The 16,146-nt window shown below is 55.4% G+C and carries 15 protein-coding genes; 8 read left to right on the forward strand and 7 right to left on the reverse strand.

Translation table 11 applies throughout. The features are described 5' to 3' along the window. Positions 1-57: 57 nt before the first annotated feature. Positions 58-1,260 (reverse strand): tyrosine--tRNA ligase, encoded by a 1,203-nt coding sequence (gene tyrS / locus KO499_RS12340; protein ID WP_215984063.1) that lies wholly within the window; start codon positions 1,258-1,260, stop codon positions 58-60. Positions 1,261-1,565: 305 nt separating this feature from the next. Here tyrS and KO499_RS12345 point away from each other — a divergent pair, with 305 nt between their 5' ends. Both KO499_RS12345 and KO499_RS12350 read left to right on the forward strand, forming a co-directional pair. Next, positions 1,566-2,975, forward strand: a complete 1,410-nt coding sequence (locus tag KO499_RS12345) for an OapA family protein (RefSeq protein WP_215984064.1) — start codon at positions 1,566-1,568, stop codon at positions 2,973-2,975. Positions 2,976-2,982: 7 nt separating this feature from the next. After that, positions 2,983-4,080, forward strand: a complete 1,098-nt coding sequence (locus tag KO499_RS12350; RefSeq protein ID WP_215984065.1) for an anhydro-N-acetylmuramic acid kinase — start codon at positions 2,983-2,985, stop codon at positions 4,078-4,080. Between the two features lie 12 nt (positions 4,081-4,092). Here KO499_RS12350 and erpA read toward each other — a convergent pair whose 3' ends face one another. The 4 genes from erpA to argC all read right to left on the reverse strand — a co-directional run bounded on the left by erpA (position 4,093) and on the right by argC (position 6,791). Next, on the reverse strand, positions 4,093-4,425 hold the full coding sequence (erpA, locus tag KO499_RS12355; RefSeq protein ID WP_215984502.1) for an iron-sulfur cluster insertion protein ErpA: 333 nt from the start codon (positions 4,423-4,425) through the stop codon (positions 4,093-4,095). 84 nt (positions 4,426-4,509) lie between these two features. Continuing rightward, entirely contained in the window at positions 4,510-4,995 is a 486-nt protein-coding gene (locus tag KO499_RS12360) for a bactofilin family protein (RefSeq protein ID WP_215984066.1), read from the reverse strand. 1 nt (position 4,996) lies between these two features. After that, positions 4,997-5,737, reverse strand: coding sequence for a DUF6776 family protein (locus KO499_RS12365; RefSeq protein ID WP_215984067.1), 741 nt, complete (start codon positions 5,735-5,737; stop codon positions 4,997-4,999). 16 nt (positions 5,738-5,753) lie between these two features. Continuing rightward, positions 5,754-6,791: an N-acetyl-gamma-glutamyl-phosphate reductase gene (gene argC / locus KO499_RS12370; protein WP_215984503.1), complete on the reverse strand. Its 1,038-nt coding sequence runs from the start codon at positions 6,789-6,791 to the stop codon at positions 5,754-5,756. A 154-nt stretch (positions 6,792-6,945) separates the two neighbouring features. Between argC and KO499_RS12375 the strand changes: the two genes are divergently transcribed. From KO499_RS12375 to KO499_RS12400, 6 genes are all read left to right on the forward strand, one after another. After that, positions 6,946-8,721 carry a chloride channel protein gene (locus tag KO499_RS12375; RefSeq protein WP_215984068.1) on the forward strand — a complete coding sequence of 592 codons (1,776 nt, stop codon included), beginning with the start codon at positions 6,946-6,948 and terminating at the stop codon, positions 8,719-8,721. A 3-nt stretch (positions 8,722-8,724) separates the two neighbouring features. Continuing rightward, positions 8,725-9,147: a protoporphyrinogen oxidase HemJ gene (gene hemJ / locus KO499_RS12380; RefSeq protein ID WP_215984069.1), complete on the forward strand. Its 423-nt coding sequence runs from the start codon at positions 8,725-8,727 to the stop codon at positions 9,145-9,147. Between the two features lie 41 nt (positions 9,148-9,188). Next, entirely contained in the window at positions 9,189-9,947 is a 759-nt protein-coding gene (gene thiD, locus KO499_RS12385; RefSeq protein ID WP_215984504.1) for a bifunctional hydroxymethylpyrimidine kinase/phosphomethylpyrimidine kinase, read from the forward strand. Continuing rightward, complete coding sequence (gene thiE / locus KO499_RS12390) at positions 9,944-10,603, forward strand: thiamine phosphate synthase (protein WP_215984070.1); 660 nt, start codon at positions 9,944-9,946, stop codon at positions 10,601-10,603. The genes thiD and thiE overlap by 4 nt, the downstream gene beginning before the upstream one ends. Positions 10,604-10,618: 15 nt before the next feature. After that, positions 10,619-11,899: a glutamate-1-semialdehyde 2,1-aminomutase gene (hemL, locus tag KO499_RS12395; protein ID WP_215984071.1), complete on the forward strand. Its 1,281-nt coding sequence runs from the start codon at positions 10,619-10,621 to the stop codon at positions 11,897-11,899. A gap of 326 nt (positions 11,900-12,225) precedes the next feature. Then, positions 12,226-13,146 (forward strand): lipase family alpha/beta hydrolase, encoded by a 921-nt coding sequence (locus tag KO499_RS12400; protein WP_215984072.1) that lies wholly within the window; start codon positions 12,226-12,228, stop codon positions 13,144-13,146. A 35-nt stretch (positions 13,147-13,181) separates the two neighbouring features. On the opposite strand, the gene KO499_RS12405 is transcribed toward KO499_RS12400, so the two are convergent. Beyond that, on the reverse strand, positions 13,182-13,763 hold the full coding sequence (locus tag KO499_RS12405) for a hypothetical protein (protein WP_215984073.1): 582 nt from the start codon (positions 13,761-13,763) through the stop codon (positions 13,182-13,184). Continuing rightward, positions 13,760-16,090 carry a penicillin-binding protein 1B gene (gene mrcB / locus KO499_RS12410; protein WP_215984074.1) on the reverse strand — a complete coding sequence of 777 codons (2,331 nt, stop codon included), beginning with the start codon at positions 16,088-16,090 and terminating at the stop codon, positions 13,760-13,762. Before mrcB ends, KO499_RS12405 begins: the two co-directional genes overlap by 4 nt. Positions 16,091-16,146 lie beyond the last annotated feature (56 nt).

A 16,146-nucleotide genomic window follows, 5' to 3' on the forward strand; every position in this document is an offset into this window, starting at 1 on the left:
CCTGCTCAGAGGTGTCAACGATGATCCGGAAAAAAATTCAGAATCACCACAAATCGATCACGCAACGATCAGAATCCTGGCAATCTTCTTCTTGCCAGCCTGCACCACACAATCATCTCCTTCTTTAAACAGACGATCGCCCTCAAATTGCTTGCCATCAACAAAGACCGCACCGCGCCCAAGAACATCCCGAGCAGCTGCCCCGTTCTTTACCAGGCCGGCCAAACGCAGAACTGACGCCATCGGCATTTCAGCCTGCCCATCCAAAGCCACCTCGATCCTTGGTACATTCTCCGGAATCTCACCAAGAGCCACCCTGTTACCCGCAGACTTGTGGGCGGACCTGGCGGCCTCCTCATCATGAAAACGGGCAATTAATTCTTCTGCCAGCAGTTTTTTGTAATCCTGCGGATTCGCCCCGCCCTCGACAGCTTCACGAAACTCATCCACTTCCGCCAGCGGCCGAAAACTCAGCAACTCAAAATAACGCCATAGAAGGTCGTCCGGCATGGACAGCAGCTTGGTGTACATCTCACCCGGTGAATCATTCACCCCCACGTAATTGCCCAGAGACTTGGACATCTTCTGAACGCCGTCCAATCCCTCCAGGATTGGCATCGTGAGAATGACCTGAGGAGTCTGACCATAATGCTTCTGCAAGATGCGCCCCATAAGGAGATTGAATTTCTGATCAGTTCCACCCAACTCAACATCTGCCTTCATGGCCACCGAGTCATAACCCTGCACCAGCGGATACAAAAATTCATGAATCGCGATCGACTGCTCAGCCCGGTAGCGCTTGGTAAAATCATCCCGCTCCAGCATCCGGGCAACGGTATACTGCCCGGCAAGCTTGATCATATCGGCGGCGGTCATCTTGCTCATCCAATCGGAATTGAACATCACGCGCGTTTTATCGGGATCCAGTATCTTGAACACCTGCTCTTTATAGCTAACCGCGTTTTCTGCAACCTGCTGCTCCGTTAGAGGAGGGCGTGTCACACTTTTACCGGACGGGTCGCCGATCATGCCGGTGAAGTCCCCGATCAGAAACATAACCTCGTGGCCAAGATCCTGGAATTGCCGCAACTTGTTAATAAGAACGGTATGCCCAAGATGAAGATCGGGCGCTGTGGGATCAAAACCCGCCTTGATTCGGAGAGGACGCCCCTCCTTTAGCTTTTCAACAAGCCCATCTTCCGGAATAAGCTCGTCTACGCCACGCTTGATTATCGCCAACGCTTCATCAATGGATGCCATGAACAACACGTCCCCGTTTTGATTCTGAAAAGGCTCTCCCAGTTACAGAGCCCAACAAAAGAAATCTGTGAGTTACCCGCCCTCCTGCTAAACTCCTCTGACCAAATTTTGATCAAAACAGGCGTGACAGGGCGGCATATTATAACAATGCAGCCAAAAGAAATCCGGAGGATGGAACCGCGACCGTAATGTTCCACACTGTCCCGCATGCATTTTATACGGTAATCTGACGAACTATACTTGAACAACGGCTTTAAATGGCTGATACAAGCTGCCGGAATACCGATTAAAAACGGGTGCGATACGTGCTAACCATGTTTCCGAAAACACACATTACTATTGCTGCCGCGGCTACGGTTGTTGTTACTGCAGCCATTCTTATGAGCCCTAGCAGTAATGTTGAAGCGAAAAGAATGTCTTACGCTCTGGATTTGGAGCAAGGGAGCGTTTCCGACTCAGGCGCCTCACCTTTACAAGCAATAACGCCCGACTCAACAGCCGAAGCGGCGGACTCGAAAGGCCTTGAACCCGATGTTACGGCCAAGATAGATCATCAACCCGGCTTCTCCGCGCCGGAACAACCTGCCGCTCCCGAACAAGCAACGCTCGACTGGCAAACCTTCGAAATAAAGTCCGGAGACACGCTTTCTTCGTTGTTCAGGGAGGCCGGCTTCAATGACGGCATTATGCTCTCTGTTATTCACGGCGAGGGAGAGGCTGAAAAGCTTCAACGGCTGTACGCTGGCGAGACCATCCGTTTTGCGACGACCAGAGACGGCTCACTTGCTGCCGTTGAACTGCAACGAAACCTACTAGAAACCCTGAGAATTGCTAAAGACGGCGAGAATTTTACCGGCGAAACCCAACTTCGGAAACCGGAAGCCCGTCCCGCCTTTGCCTCTGGCACGATTGACGGCTCTCTGTATTTGGCAGCTCGTGAAGCTGGGCTTAACGACCGCCTGACTATGGAGCTGGCTGGCATTTTCGGCTGGGACATTGATTTTGTTTACGATGTCCGAAAGGGCGACCAATTTGAAGTGGTTTACGAAGAACTTTACCTCGACGGCGAGAAGTTTGACACCGGCCGAATTCTATCCGCGAGATTTGTAAATCGTGGCGAAGAAAACCTGGCCCTGCTTTACACCGACAGCGAGGGCGACAGCGATTACTACGCCCCTGACGGCAAGAGCATGCGCAAAGCATTTCTGCGAACCCCGATCAATGCCCGGATTTCTTCTCCCTTCAACCTGCAGCGTCGCCACCCTGTACTGGATGTTGTTCGACCTCACGAGGGCACCGATTACGCAGCACCTCCAGGAAGCCCAATTAAGGCAGCCGGCTCAGGGCGCGTGAAATTTGCTGGCTGGAAAGGAGGTTATGGACGTACCGTTGTACTCCAACATGGTGACAACATTACTACTCTTTATGCCCATATGAGTCGCCTTGGCAAAGGCATCAAGAATGGAACCAGAGTGAAGCAGGGCCAGACTATTGGCCATGTTGGCTCATCCGGCATGGTCACCGGCCCGCACCTGCACTATGAGTTCAGGGTCAATGGTTCGCCGCGGAACTCACGCACTGTCAAACTGCCGGATGCCAAGCCCATACCGCCGTCCGAGATGGCGAGATTCAAGCAGTTCACCAACCAACGCGTCGCACAGTTTGACGTTTTCCGTGAGCGCTACCAGCAAGTCGCTCTCGCTTCGGACGACTGAACCAAGAATGGAATCCTGGATCGGTTTGATGTCGGGCACCAGCATGGATGGCATTGATGCCGTGTTGGTGTCATTCCCGCACAACACTGTCCAGATCCATGCATCACAGACAGTCCCCTACCCTGACCAGATTCGACACCGCATTCTCGCGGCCAGCCAGAATCAGGCCACACCCGACGAAATCGGTGAACTCGATACTCTGGTAGGGAAACTGTTCGCCCAGGCAGCGGAAGAAGTTATTCAGGCGAGCGGTTTTAACCGGGCGACCATTGTCGGCATTGGCAGCCACGGGCAAACCATTCGCCACCAGCCCTCCGGCACGGCTCCTTTCTCAACTCAAATCGGCAACCCTTCTGTGGTTTCTGAAATCACAAAAATCACCACGGTCGCTGATTTCCGGAGACGGGATCTGGCCGCCGGAGGCCAGGGCGCACCATTGGTTCCGGCTTTCCACAAGGCCTTTTTCAGCTCAGACAGCGAGAACCGGTGCATTCTTAATCTCGGGGGCATCGCCAATATCACCTGGCTCCCTGCCAGCCCTCTCGTGCCTGTGACTGGTTTCGACACGGGCCCAGCCAACGCACTGATGGACGCCTGGTGCATGGACCAGACCGGACTTCCTTTTGACAGTGATGGCCATTGGGCTGGTGAGGGCTCTGTCAATCGGGACCTTCTTGATGACATGCTTTCAGATGCCTATTTCCCGAGAGTACCTCCCAAAAGCACAGGGAAAGAGCGGTTCAATCTTGAATGGGTTAAAACACTGGTAAGCCGCCATCCAGGCACGCCTCCCGAAGATATCCAGAGGACGTTACTGCAACTAACCGTTAGCAGCATCGCTCGCCAACTGCCTGAGAGCACGGACCTTCGAATTTACGTCTGCGGAGGCGGTGCGCGAAACCCGCTCTTGATAAGAGAACTTGCCGAGGCCGTGCCACACGCCCGACTCTCATTGACGTCGGAACTAGGGATAGACCCTCAAATGGTAGAGCCTGTGGCATTTGCATGGTTGGCCAAGCAGACAATCGAGGGGCGGCCAGGAAATCTGCCAGACGTAACCGGAGCAGCAGGTTTTCGTATTCTCGGAGCCATTTACCCCGCCTGACTCATTTCCAGATTAAATCGAGAAAGAACTGCCACACCCACAGGTAGAACTTGCATTCGGATTCTGGACAACAAACTGCGATCCCTGCAGACCTTCCTGATAATCAATCGTGGCGCCCACAAGGTATTGATAGCTCATCGGATCGACAAGGAGATAGACGCCATCACGTTCAATGACGGTGTCTTCTTCATCCTGGCTCTCATCAAACGAAAAGCCATACTGGAATCCGGAGCAGCCCCCGCCGGTTACAAAGACGCGAAGTTTGAGTTCCGGATTTTCTTCTTCCTCAATCAACTCACGTACCTTGGCAACGGCACTGTCACTGAAAAACAGTGGTGTGGCCATGTGTTGCTGAACTGCGCTCAAGTTCGCCTCCGGTTTATCAAGAACAACTCAGGCGATTATGGTATTCCTGACTAAAACAATCAACTATTCGGATTCCTTGGCATCGCTTAACACCTCGCGCCCCGAGGCATGATCACCTGCAAGTGCTTGTTGCCCAACAGAGTCTTCCGACTTGGGATCCCTGGAAAGCAGCCCTGCCGACTCCCGCTGATGCACCAGATTGCCGTTAACTGACGCCCCCATCTCCATTTCGATCAGGTTGTAGTAGACACTACCATTGATAGAGGCTTTTTCTGCCAACTCAAGATGTGCTGATGCATAGACATCACCATTCACCGAACCGTTAATGATGACGTGGGGCGCATGGATATCGCCAGTCACCTCACCTACTTCCGAGATCCTGAGTACCGCGTCGGCGCTTTCGTCCGAAACCACCTTGCCGCAAATCCGACCATCCACATGAAGCCCACCACTGAAAAGCACATCGCCTTCAATGGTCGTTCGTGAGGAAATCAACGTATCAAAATGGCCGGTGGGACGCCGTGGTTTCTGCTTTTTCTTGCCAAGCATGTCAGTTCTCCGTTAAATCGTTCCAGTTAAAGGTGCGCTCTGCTTGTGAGGATTTTTTCCCCTCAGCCTGAGCCACCACCTGGATCTCAAGCGGCTTAAATTCTTCCGGTAAAATCAGGGAACCTTCAACATCCTGAAAGTACCGGAAACGGAATTTCACACCGAGATCAGCTATGTCCTCTGAGAGATCACGCAAGGCGATGACCTCTTTTTCTTCATCGCGCAAACCTATGACGTTGACCGCCACAACACCGGAAATGTAACTCTTGTTGTTACCAACCTGAGTCAATACCAACTTGAAGTCATAGGCACCCTTGTTACGGGATTGAACCAGGGCAAAACTGTCAACCTGCAAACCTTTACTGGTTTCTGACGGCGCCATGATATTTTTATAGAAAGTCAGGTCCGATTGCAGTGACGCCATCCGGGTTTCCAGGCTCACAATAGTTTTCCTCGCCTGGTTCAGCGCCTGTTCATCAACAGCCCGTCCACGCTCAAGGATAATCAGCTGTTGCCGTGCCTCGCGATACTCCTCCCTGAGCTCTTCGACTTCGCTCTCCAGCAACTGGTTTGATTGCTCAACACTGGAGAAACGGAAACCACTCTGGGACAGTCCTGCAGCATACCCGGCGATCGCAGCGATGATGGTGAACACAAGCAGGATAGCCGTTCTGCGCAAGCGATAGCCCGGACGATGGCGGATTACCACATACTCTTCAGCCGGTTTGCGGTGTTCGCTCACAATCTTCCCTTGGGCATCAAGGCAAAAGCGCTGGGGCTTCAAGCCCCATGGTCTCTTTCAGACCGAACATGATATTCATGTTCTGAACCGCTTGTCCGGCGGCGCCTTTGACCAGGTTATCGATAACGGAAGAGACAATGACAATATTGCTCTGTTCCTGCCTGTGCAGCGCCATACGACACTGGTTTGCTCCGCGCACACTCCGGGTTTCAGGATGGCTGCCGAAAGGCATGACGTCGACAAATGGTTCATCAGCGAACCGCTTTTCGAACAGGGCCTGAAGCCGATCGAAATCCGTTGGATTACTTAGCTCGGCGTAAAGTGTCGCTTCAATGCCGCGGATCATCGGGATCAGATGAGGAACGAAGGTCACGCCCACATCGTTGCCAGCAGCGACAGACAAGCCCTGGCGAATCTCTGGCAGGTGGCGATGGCCAGAGGCGCCGTAAGCTTTGAAGCTTTCACCAATTTCACCATGCAGCATGCCGATCTTGCCCTGACGACCTGCACCGCTGGCGCCAGATTTGGCGTCCGCAATCAAGCGGGCAGGATCGACCAGGCCTTGCTCCAGCAAAGGCAGGAATCCCAGCTGTACAGCCGTAGGGTAACAACCCGGGTTAGCAACCAGCTGGGCTGCTCGTATCTCTTCACGCACCACCTCTGGCAACCCATAAACCGCCTTTTCAGCCCATTCCGGGCTTTCGTGGGCCATGCCATACCAGGTGGCCCAGACGTCCAGATCTTTCAACCGGAAATCGGCTGACAGATCAACCACTCGCACACCGGCCGACATCAGTTGCGGGACCATTCTCATGGCTACGCCGTGAGGCGTGGCGAAGAAAACCAGATCGCACGCTTCAAGCGCGGCTATGTCCGGCTCCGAGAACGCCAAATCATAATGGTCGCGCAAATTCGGGTACATATCCGCTACCGGCATGCCGGCCTCGGAACGCGAAGTGATGCAACTGACCGAAACTTCAGGGTGAACCGCGAGGATTCTCAGCAGTTCCACACCGGTGTAGCCGGTGCCACCAACGATGCCTACTTTAATCACCATTTTCTCCAGCGACGTGGTACCAGAATTAAGAGCTTTAACGCCGTAGTCTACCATGATAAACCAATGACTTATTGCAGCCCTTGGGACGACCGTTACAATGATGTCAGATTCTTTCTGACAGTCCACTGAACTTCATCGGAACTCCGGCCTCATGCAGAAAATCTGGCACCAGATTACCGAACACATGATTCCTGTTTTCCGACGTCGACTGTCCGGCGTCGACGCGCTGCCTCAACTGGCAGTTCTGGGACTGCTCTCGGGACTGATTACCGGCGGCGTAATCCTGGTCTTTCGCCTTGCCATTGAATGGCCCCTGGAACATTTCCTCCCGGGGCATGGATCCGAAACCTTCGAGCAACTGGATATACTCACTCGCGGCCTCCTGCCGCTCATCGGCGCGCTCAGTCTCGGCTTACTGATGCATAAGTTGGCGATCCATGACCGAAAAGTGGGGGTCGTTCATGTCATGGAACGCCTGAACTATCATCAGGGTTATATATCCGTTCGCAGTGCAATCGTTCAGTTCATCTCCGGAGTAGCGACTGTCGTTAGCGGTCAATCGGCGGGCCGGGAAGGGCCGGCCGTTCACCTGGGGGCAGCGTTTTCCAGCCTGATGGGACAGTGGATGAAGCTGCCCAACAACAGCATCCGGACACTGGTAGCCTGCGGTTGCGCAGCAGCGATTTCAGCCTCATTCAACACCCCGATCTCCGGCGTCATTTTCGCTATGGAAGTGGTGATGATGGAGTACACCATTGCCGGCTTCACGCCGATTATTCTGGCGGCAGTGAGCGCAGCGATTGTTACCCAGGCGGTGTATGGTGCAGAACCGGCGTTCAGCGTCCCGGCACTCACCATGAACTCGTTGCTGGAAATCCCCTGGATTCTGGCAATTGCCGTGATTATCGGCGTTGCAGCGGCGCTGTTTATACATTTGGTCGATACCATGGGTAAACACACCCACCGCCCAATCCTTCTTCGCATCAGCGCGGCGGGCCTTCTCATGGTACCGTTTGCCATTCTCGTACCGGAAACCATGGGAGTTGGCTACGATACAGTAAACGAAACTATCAACGGACAGCTTGGCTTCTGGCTGTTGTTAGGAGCAGGCGTCGCCAAGCTGACTGTAACCTCTCTGTCCATTGGTCTTGGCATGCCAAGTGGCGTGATCGGCCCCACCCTGTTCATGGGAGCAACCTTGGGGGGCGCCATGGGATTGATTGGTGCCCAGATTGTGCCTGAGCACGCATCATCTGTTGGCTTTTACGCCATGCTGGGAATGGGCGCCATGATGGGCGCCGTGCTCCAGGCCCCACTCGCGGCCCTGATGGCCTTGATGGAACTCACGCGAAATCCCAACATCATTCTTCCGGGCATGCTGATTATTACCACTTCGAGCCTGGTGACCAGTGAAGCCTTTGGCAAAAAATCACTCTTCTTGACCATTCTCAAAAATCAGGGCCTCAGCTACCAGAACTCACCAGTTATTCAGGCCCTGCGACGGGTGTCGGTTGGTGCCATAATGGATCGCAGTATATTGCGCACTGAGCGGCAACTGACGGCCGACGAAGCCCGCAAGGCTCTGAAATCCGAACCCAAATGGCTGATAGTCGAAGGAAGCAGTGGTCCCACAGCTCTGCTCCCGGCGGTTGATCTGGCGAGGTATCTCGAAGATACGGAAAAGCTGGTCATCAAGGAAGACATTACCCCACCGGAATCCATTGACCTGATGGATATTCCTGCCAACCGTCGGGACATTGCGCCGGTACAATATCAAGCCACCCTGGAAGAGGCTCTGGATGAGTTTGATTCAACCAATGCTGAGGCTCTTTACGTACAACGTCACGTGGCACCCATGATCCAGCGGGTTTATGGCGTGGTGCTAAAATCCGACATCGAAAGTTACTACCAATATCGACGGAGCTGACAAATGCTGTGGGTGAAAGCCTTCCATATTATTTCCCTGGTGTGCTGGTTTGCCGGTATTTTCTATCTGCCCCGGCTATTCGTCTACCATGCGGCCTGTGAGGATGAGCCGGGGCGTGAGCGCTTCAAAATCATGGAACGCAAGCTGTACCGGGGCATCACCACGCCATCGATGATCGCAACGATTGCCTTCGGGGTATGGCTGATCAGTTACAATGTTTCCGGCTATTTCAGCCAGGGCTGGATGCATGCAAAGCTCGCACTGGTCGCGACACTGATCATTTACCATTTCTATTGCGGACACCTTGTAAAGGTTTTCCGGGACGACCAGAACACCAGAAGCCATGTCTTTTACCGTTGGTTCAATGAACTGCCGGTGCTGATTCTGCTGGCCGTTGTTATCCTTGCAGTTGTTAAACCGTTTTGAGGAGCTGAGTCATTAAACGCTATACCCGACCCCAGGTTCTGATTCTTTCCGGCCTCGACCCATCCGGCGGCGCTGGAATTCAGGCTGATATCCAGGCAGTCACCTCACTGGGCTGTCATCCTTTGCCGGTTATCACCTGCCTCACCGTGCAGGACACACGCAACGTGTATGGCGCTGAAGCTGTATCCGCTGACCTGATTCGCCAGCAACTGCGCTGTCTCTCAGAAGACACGCCCATTCATGCCATCAAAACCGGCGCCCTGGGCAATGCCGCGGTTGTGGATGTGCTGGTGGATTTTATCCGTGATCATTCAGCCCTACCGGTGATTACTGATCCGGTCATCAAGGCTGCAGGTGGCGGTGATCTGGCCGACGATGAGCTGGTTTCCGCCATGAAAGAAAAGCTCTTTCCCCTGGCAGAAATGATCACGCCAAACGGCATCGAGCTGGCCATGCTAGGGGGCAGCGAAGATCCTGAGCAATCCGCTGACAACCTTTTGAAAGGCGGCTGCGAATCAGTATTGGCCACCGGAGGACACGGTACCGGCGTTCACATTACCAATACTCTCTACAACCATGCCCCTGAACCCATGCACTGGGAAGTGGAACGTATCGGCGGCGAGTACCATGGCACAGGCTGTACACTGGCGGCCGCCATTGCCGCTGGAAGAGCTTCCGGCCTGTCTCCCCGCGCCGCCATCTCCCAGGCTCAGAACTACGTCCAGCGTGCCATATTGCACGCGCTGGAAGTTGGCAAGGGGCAGCCAGTACCCGATCGGGGGATACTGTGGGAGCGATGAGCAAAGGGCTTCGTCCGGGGCTCTATGCCGTCACCGACAGTGTGCTCACCCCGCCCGACATCCTGATCCAATCGGTTGAGGCCGCGCTTCGGGGCGGCGCAATCATGGTACAATACCGCGAGAAACATGCGCCGATGGCCGAAAGGCTTTCTCAGGCCACTGACCTTCAGTCGGCCTGCCGGAATGCTGGTGTACCGCTGCTGATCAACGACGACCCGGAGCTTGCGAAACGCGTGGGCGCCGCCGGTGTTCACATGGGGCAGACGGATGGCTCTCTTCAAGCCGCCCGCCACCTGCTAGGGGATCAAGCCATTATCGGCATTACCTGTCACGCTGATCTGGCACTCGCTCAGGCCGGGCTGGAGGCAGGCGCAGACTATCTGGCCTTCGGCCGCTTTTACACATCGTCAACCAAACCCGGCGCACCGGCCGCACCTCCCCGGGTGCTGACCGATGCAAAATGTTTCGGGCGCCCACTGACCGCCATTGGCGGCGTGACTGTAGAGAACGGTGAACCCCTGATTCGTGCCGGAGCCGACATGCTTGCCGTGGTCGGCGGCCTGTTTGGCGGCACCACGGATGACATTGAACTGCGGGCAAAAGCCTTTGAACGCCTGTTCGCAAGCCACCACCCACTTTTTTCACTTCCGGAATAACAGGAGCCCAGAATCATGACGCACTCCGAAACCCTTTTCGAACAGGCCCAGAAATACATTCCCGGGGGTGTAAACTCTCCTGTCCGGGCCTTTCGCGGTGTCGGTGGTACGCCGATCTTCTTCAAGCACGCCCAGGGCGCCTATCTTTACGATGAAGACGACCAGCGCTACATCGACTACATCGGCTCCTGGGGCCCCATGATTCTTGGCCACGGGGACAAGCGCATCAAAGAAGCCCTGCACGCCCAGGTTGATCTGGGCGTTGGCTATGGGGCACCCACCGCTCTTGAAACCGATATGGCCAAGAAAGTGTGCGAACTGGTGCCATCCATCGAACTGGTGCGTATGGTGAATTCCGGCACTGAGGCCACCATGAGCACCATTCGACTGGCCCGGGGCTACACAGGTCGCGACAAGATCGTGAAATTTGAGGGCTGCTATCACGGTCACGTGGACTCACTGCTGGTAAAAGCAGGCTCCGGCGCACTCACACTGGGCGTACCGAATTCACCCGGCATTCCCGCCAGCCTGGCCGAGCACACCATCACGTTGTCCTACAACGACATGGACAGCGTTCGGGAATGCTTCCAGGAGATGGGTGATCAGATTGCTGCCATTATCGTCGAGCCCGTGGCCGGCAATATGAACTGCATTCCGCCGGTTCCGGGCTTCCTTGAGGGACTTCGGGAAGTGTGTGACGAACACGGCACGGTGCTTATCTTTGATGAGGTAATGACCGGATTCCGGGTTTCCCTGGGCGGTGCACAGGGACTCTTCGGCGTTACCCCGGATCTCACGGCACTGGGCAAGGTGATTGGTGGCGGCCTTCCAGTTGGTGCCTTTGGCGGCAAACGGGAAATCATGGAGCACATCTCGCCGCTCGGCCCGGTCTACCAGGCAGGAACTCTGAGCGGCAACCCCCTGGCCATGAGCGCTGGCCTGACAACGCTGAATGCGATCTCGGAACCTGGATTCCACGATCGGCTGACCGAAAAAACCAACGCCGTTCGCGATGGCCTGAAAGAAGCGGCTGATGCCGCTGGCATCCCGTTGACGGTTCAGAGCGCAGGTGCCATGTTCGGGTTCTTCTTCACAGAGGAAAGCTCTGTCACCCGTTTTGACCAGGTGATGGGCTGTGATGTTGAGCGCTTCAAGAAGTTCTTCCAGGGTATGCTGAAGGAAGGCATCTATCTGGCTCCTTCAGCCTTTGAGGCCGGCTTCACCACGGCCGCATTGTCAGAAAAAGACATAGCCGATACCTTATCGGCGGCCAAGAAGGTGATGGCCACACTCTGATAACCTGATTGCCCCTCCTCTGCCCCGCGGGTCACAATATGCCCTGCGGGGCCACCTGCGTGACTGGCGTCACACTTTCAAAGCGAACATACCTTAGCGGCATCTTCTGTCGTTGACTTAACATCACCGCTGATTAAAAGTTGCTCAGGTCTCTACCGAGATGCTCTGACGGCACCAATCTAACAAAGACAAGAATCAAGTCAGCGCACGGAAGCACTCAATCTGTCCTGGTGCAGATGCAGTATGAGAACGAAGTCTCTGGAGCAACCCGTTAGGTTGAGCCGCAGTTTGAATAACAAACACAACAACAAACTGTAGGAACGACAATGAAACTCTGTATCCAAGCACTAGCCCTGGCCCTGACTGTGGCCTGGTCTGCGCCCTCTGCCGCCTGGTGGTGGGACTCTACCCCTTCAAACTATACAGATACCCGATACCCGGTTGTACTGGTACACGGCATGTTTGGCTTTGATGCCATTGCCGGCGTGGATTACTGGTATGGCGTGGCAGAAAATCTCCGCAAGTACGGCGCCGATGTCTACACCACCCAGGTCCCCGCGCTGGACAGCACCATCGCCCGTGGTGAAGCGCTGTTACCCCAGGTGCAGGCCATCGCTGCAGTACACGGTAAGGTTAATCTGATTGGCCATAGCCATGGTGGCCCCACTGCCCGCTACATTGCCAGGGTTCGGCCCGACCTGGTCGCCTCTGTGACCTCAGTCGGTTCTCCCCACAAGGGCTCACCGGTTGCAGATCTGATCTATGGTTCTCCCGCCGAAAGCCTGGCCGCAAACCTGGGGAATGCGCTCGGGAGCCTTATCGATCTGCTCTCAGGTGGAGGTTACAATCAAGACCTTAGCTCCAGCCTTGAATCATTGACCACTCAGGGCAGTGCCGAATTCAATAGCTTTGCACCAGACGGGGTTCCAACCACAAGCTGCGGTGAGGGCGCCTACTCGGCAAACGGCGTTCGCTTCTACTCCTGGGGTGGCACCGGCGTCCTGACCAATGTACTGGATCCATCGGACGCCCTGCTGGGCACAACCAGCCTGGCCTTCGGCTTCAGTCAGAACGATGGCCTGGTCGGCCGATGCAGCAGCCGCTTCGGCAAAGTTATCCGGGACAACTACTTCATGAACCATCTGGATGAAGTAAATCAGGCGCTCGGGCTCCACAGTCTGTTTGAAACCGATCCGAAGGCCGTATTCAAGCAGCATGCAAACCGGTTAAAGAACGCAGGACTGTAACTGATAGCCGGCCTTCTGGCTTTGTACAGATAAAGCTAGAGGGCCGCTGCCCGTGCCTCCGCCTGATCCGCACCCGCCACATTTCCGCGCGCCCGGCGGATATCCGCCAGCAACAGCCAACCGGCTCTCTGCAGCCGGACATCACTTCCCGCAAGTGACAAGCCCTTCAGGGTAAACTGCTCTGCAGAGCCTAACTGATCGCCTGCCACATAGGCTTCGGACAGTTTGAAATACACTTCCGCAGACCGGGGTGCAATCCGCTGCGCCCGCTCCAGCCGGCCGATGGCGCCAGATACGTTGCCTTGCGTCAAGAACTGATCGGCCTCGCGCACCAGACTGAGCGCCGCAGGTGAGAGCCCGTCGCCGGTTTCCCGGTAACTTGGAGAACCGGAACGGGAAGAGTCTCTGGTTTCGGGCGTCGTCTCCGGTTGTTCGCTCTTTCGCCAGACCGGAGCTTCGCTCTCTTCACTCCCAGAACTGGTTTGGGGGGGCTCAGGCGCCGTGGAGGGATCAGCATCGGTTGGCACATAAATCCCCCCTCCCGGCCCGGAAGCACAGCCGGCTACTGACAGCAGCGCGGAAACCAGGGTGGCCCTGAACAAAGTTCGGTCAATCATTGAAACAGTCCTTCAAACCAGCCCCGGATACGCCGTTCCAGACTTCCGGAGCACGAAATTGTCTGCGTGGGTTCACTGCCTGCAATATAGGGCAGCAGACGGGCATTTTCACAGTGTTCGTCTGTCAGTGCCTGCTGTTCGGAGCTCACCCAGTGATAGTTCACGCCATCCGGAACCACCGGCGAAAAGCCGTGTTGGGGCACCTGCGCCATGAACGTTGACCACACCGGAAGGGCACCACTGGCTCCGGTCAGTGATGTGGGGCCGTTATCATCGCGCCCAACCCAGGCAACAGCAAGCAGATCACCACTGAATCCCGCAAACCAGGAATCCCGCCCATCGTCGGTAGTCCCGGTCTTGCCTGCCAGGGACAGTTGCTGTGACACCGTGTTGTAGACGGAGCGGCCCGTGCCTTCCTGCATAGTCTCCTGCATGGCGTATTGCACCAGATGGACTGTCGCAGGGTCAGAGACCTGCTCAACCTCAAGACTGTAACGGGACAACGCCTCACCACCGGCATCCGTCACCTCACGAATAGTCCGAAGTGGCGTGTTGAAGCCAGACGTCGCCAACCCCTGATAGATCTGAGCAACCGTCACCGGGCTCATGGAAACCGACCCCAACAGCATAGACGGATACCGCGAAATATTGGTATCGACACCAAAGGCCGTCAATGTTTCTCGCACTTCATCTACACCAATATCCAGACCGACACGAACCGCGGGTAGATTGTAGGAACGGGAGAGGGCCTCATGCAGAGGCACTTCTCCACGCTCCTTCCTATCGTAATTTTGGGGCTGCCAGCGCTGACCGTTATCAAACTCCAGGGTGAAACCTTTATCCAGCACCGGCGTGGTCAGGGTGTATTTATCCGGCTGCTGCAACGCTGCCAGATAAATGAACGGTTTGATCAGAGAGCCAATCGGGCGATGAGCATCCAGAGCCCGGTTGAACCCGGCAAACTGCGGATCACGACCGCCCACCAGAGCCAGCACCTCCCCCGAATCCTTGGAGGTTACCACCAGCGTCGCCTCCAGCGATTCGGCACCCTGGCCACCACCGAGTCTGGGCAGAGTGTCCGTTACTGCATGCTCTGCAGCGAACTGGATAGCCGGGTTCAGAGTGGTAAAGATCCGCAGCCCTTCGCTGCGCAGATCTTCCTCCTTGTAATCACGAGCAAGGTGTCGTCGGACCAAATCAATGTAGGCTGGGTATCGATTTTCCGAGTACGAAGGTCGCTCACTGACTCCCAGAGATTGCTGGCGAGCCCGTGTTGCCCGTCCTGATTCAATCAGTCCAGCCTGCTCCATTTCAGAAATGACCAGGTTCCGTCGCTCTGTTGCACGCTCCGGGTGGCGGCGCGGGTTATAGTAGCTGGGGCCTTTTACCATCCCCACCAACAAAGCGATCTGGCTCACATCCAGATCCTTGAGAGACTCGCCAAAATAGAACTGGCTGGCCAGACCGAAACCATGAATGCTGCGAGTACCGGCTTGCCCGAGATAGACCTCGTTCAGATAGGTCTCCAGAATGTCATCCTTTTCATAGTGCAGCTCCAGAAGCACGGACATCAGAGCCTCGTTAGCCTTTCTCAGCAGAGTCTGCTCGCGTGTCAGGAAGAAATTTTTCACCAGTTGCTGGGTCAAGGTGCTACCACCCTGAACGATTCGTCCGGCCTGGATGTTGGCCAGCATGGCCCTGCCGATCGAGAGCGGTGCAATACCGAAATGATCGTAAAAATTACGGTCTTCCACCGCCATCAGAGTGGCCGGCAGCAAAGCCGGCACCTCGTCCAGCTGGACCAGCACCCTGTCTTCCTTGTGCGCCGGATAGATACCACCAATCTGAGCGGGTTCGAGCCGGACAATCGGAGCTCTGTCGCCCTCAATTACCGAAAACCCCTGAATCCTGTCACCCGAAATTGTCAAAGAAACTCTGCGCCTGGACTCATCACCATCAGGAAAGGAGAAGCCACGGGTGCTGATCAAGAATCGATTACCACTGCGCTGATAACTGCCCGCTTTCTTTCCATCCCCTTTCCGGAAACCGGAGAGGCTCAGTTCCCGCTCTAACGCGCCGGCGCTCACACTGGCACCGTCGAACAATTCAAGCGGACGCGCATACACCCTTGAAGGCACTTCAAACCGCCGCCCCTCGAAACGGGACGTCACAACAGCATCGAGATAAACCATCCAGCCCGCCAGCAGAGCGAGACTGATTGCAGATAACCGGAATACGAATCGCCAGAACCAGGGCCGGCGGCCATTGTTTGGAGACCGGCGGGAAGGCTTTCGTCTGGGTCGGGAAGCAGCTTTTGTATTTTTCATGGCGCGATTATAGCGAAGGCACCCGCAAGGAAGGCAGGCCATCTGTGTGTTATTTC

The sequence above is a fragment of the Marinobacter sp. F3R08 genome, assembly GCF_018860425.1.
In the GTDB taxonomy this organism is placed as follows: Bacteria; Pseudomonadota; Gammaproteobacteria; order Pseudomonadales; family Oleiphilaceae; genus Marinobacter.

What these genes read in the sequence shown, in the direction of transcription:
- tyrS (WP_215984063.1), bottom strand. Translation starts at nt 1,260, where the DNA reads ATGGCATCCATTGATGAAGCGTTGGCGATAATCAAGCGTGGCGTAGAC.
- KO499_RS12350 (WP_215984065.1), top strand. Translation starts at nt 2,983, where the DNA reads ATGGAATCCTGGATCGGTTTGATGTCGGGCACCAGCATGGATGGCATT.
- erpA (WP_215984502.1), bottom strand. Translation starts at nt 4,425, where the DNA reads ATGGCCACACCACTGTTTTTCAGTGACAGTGCCGTTGCCAAGGTACGT.
- KO499_RS12360 (WP_215984066.1), bottom strand. Translation starts at nt 4,995, where the DNA reads ATGCTTGGCAAGAAAAAGCAGAAACCACGGCGTCCCACCGGCCATTTT.
- KO499_RS12375 (WP_215984068.1), top strand. Translation starts at nt 6,946, where the DNA reads ATGCAGAAAATCTGGCACCAGATTACCGAACACATGATTCCTGTTTTC.
- hemJ (WP_215984069.1), top strand. Translation starts at nt 8,725, where the DNA reads ATGCTGTGGGTGAAAGCCTTCCATATTATTTCCCTGGTGTGCTGGTTT.
- thiE (WP_215984070.1), top strand. Translation starts at nt 9,944, where the DNA reads ATGAGCAAAGGGCTTCGTCCGGGGCTCTATGCCGTCACCGACAGTGTG.
- hemL (WP_215984071.1), top strand. Translation starts at nt 10,619, where the DNA reads ATGACGCACTCCGAAACCCTTTTCGAACAGGCCCAGAAATACATTCCC.
- KO499_RS12400 (WP_215984072.1), top strand. Translation starts at nt 12,226, where the DNA reads ATGAAACTCTGTATCCAAGCACTAGCCCTGGCCCTGACTGTGGCCTGG.
- KO499_RS12405 (WP_215984073.1), bottom strand. Translation starts at nt 13,763, where the DNA reads ATGATTGACCGAACTTTGTTCAGGGCCACCCTGGTTTCCGCGCTGCTG.
- mrcB (WP_215984074.1), bottom strand. Translation starts at nt 16,090, where the DNA reads ATGAAAAATACAAAAGCTGCTTCCCGACCCAGACGAAAGCCTTCCCGC.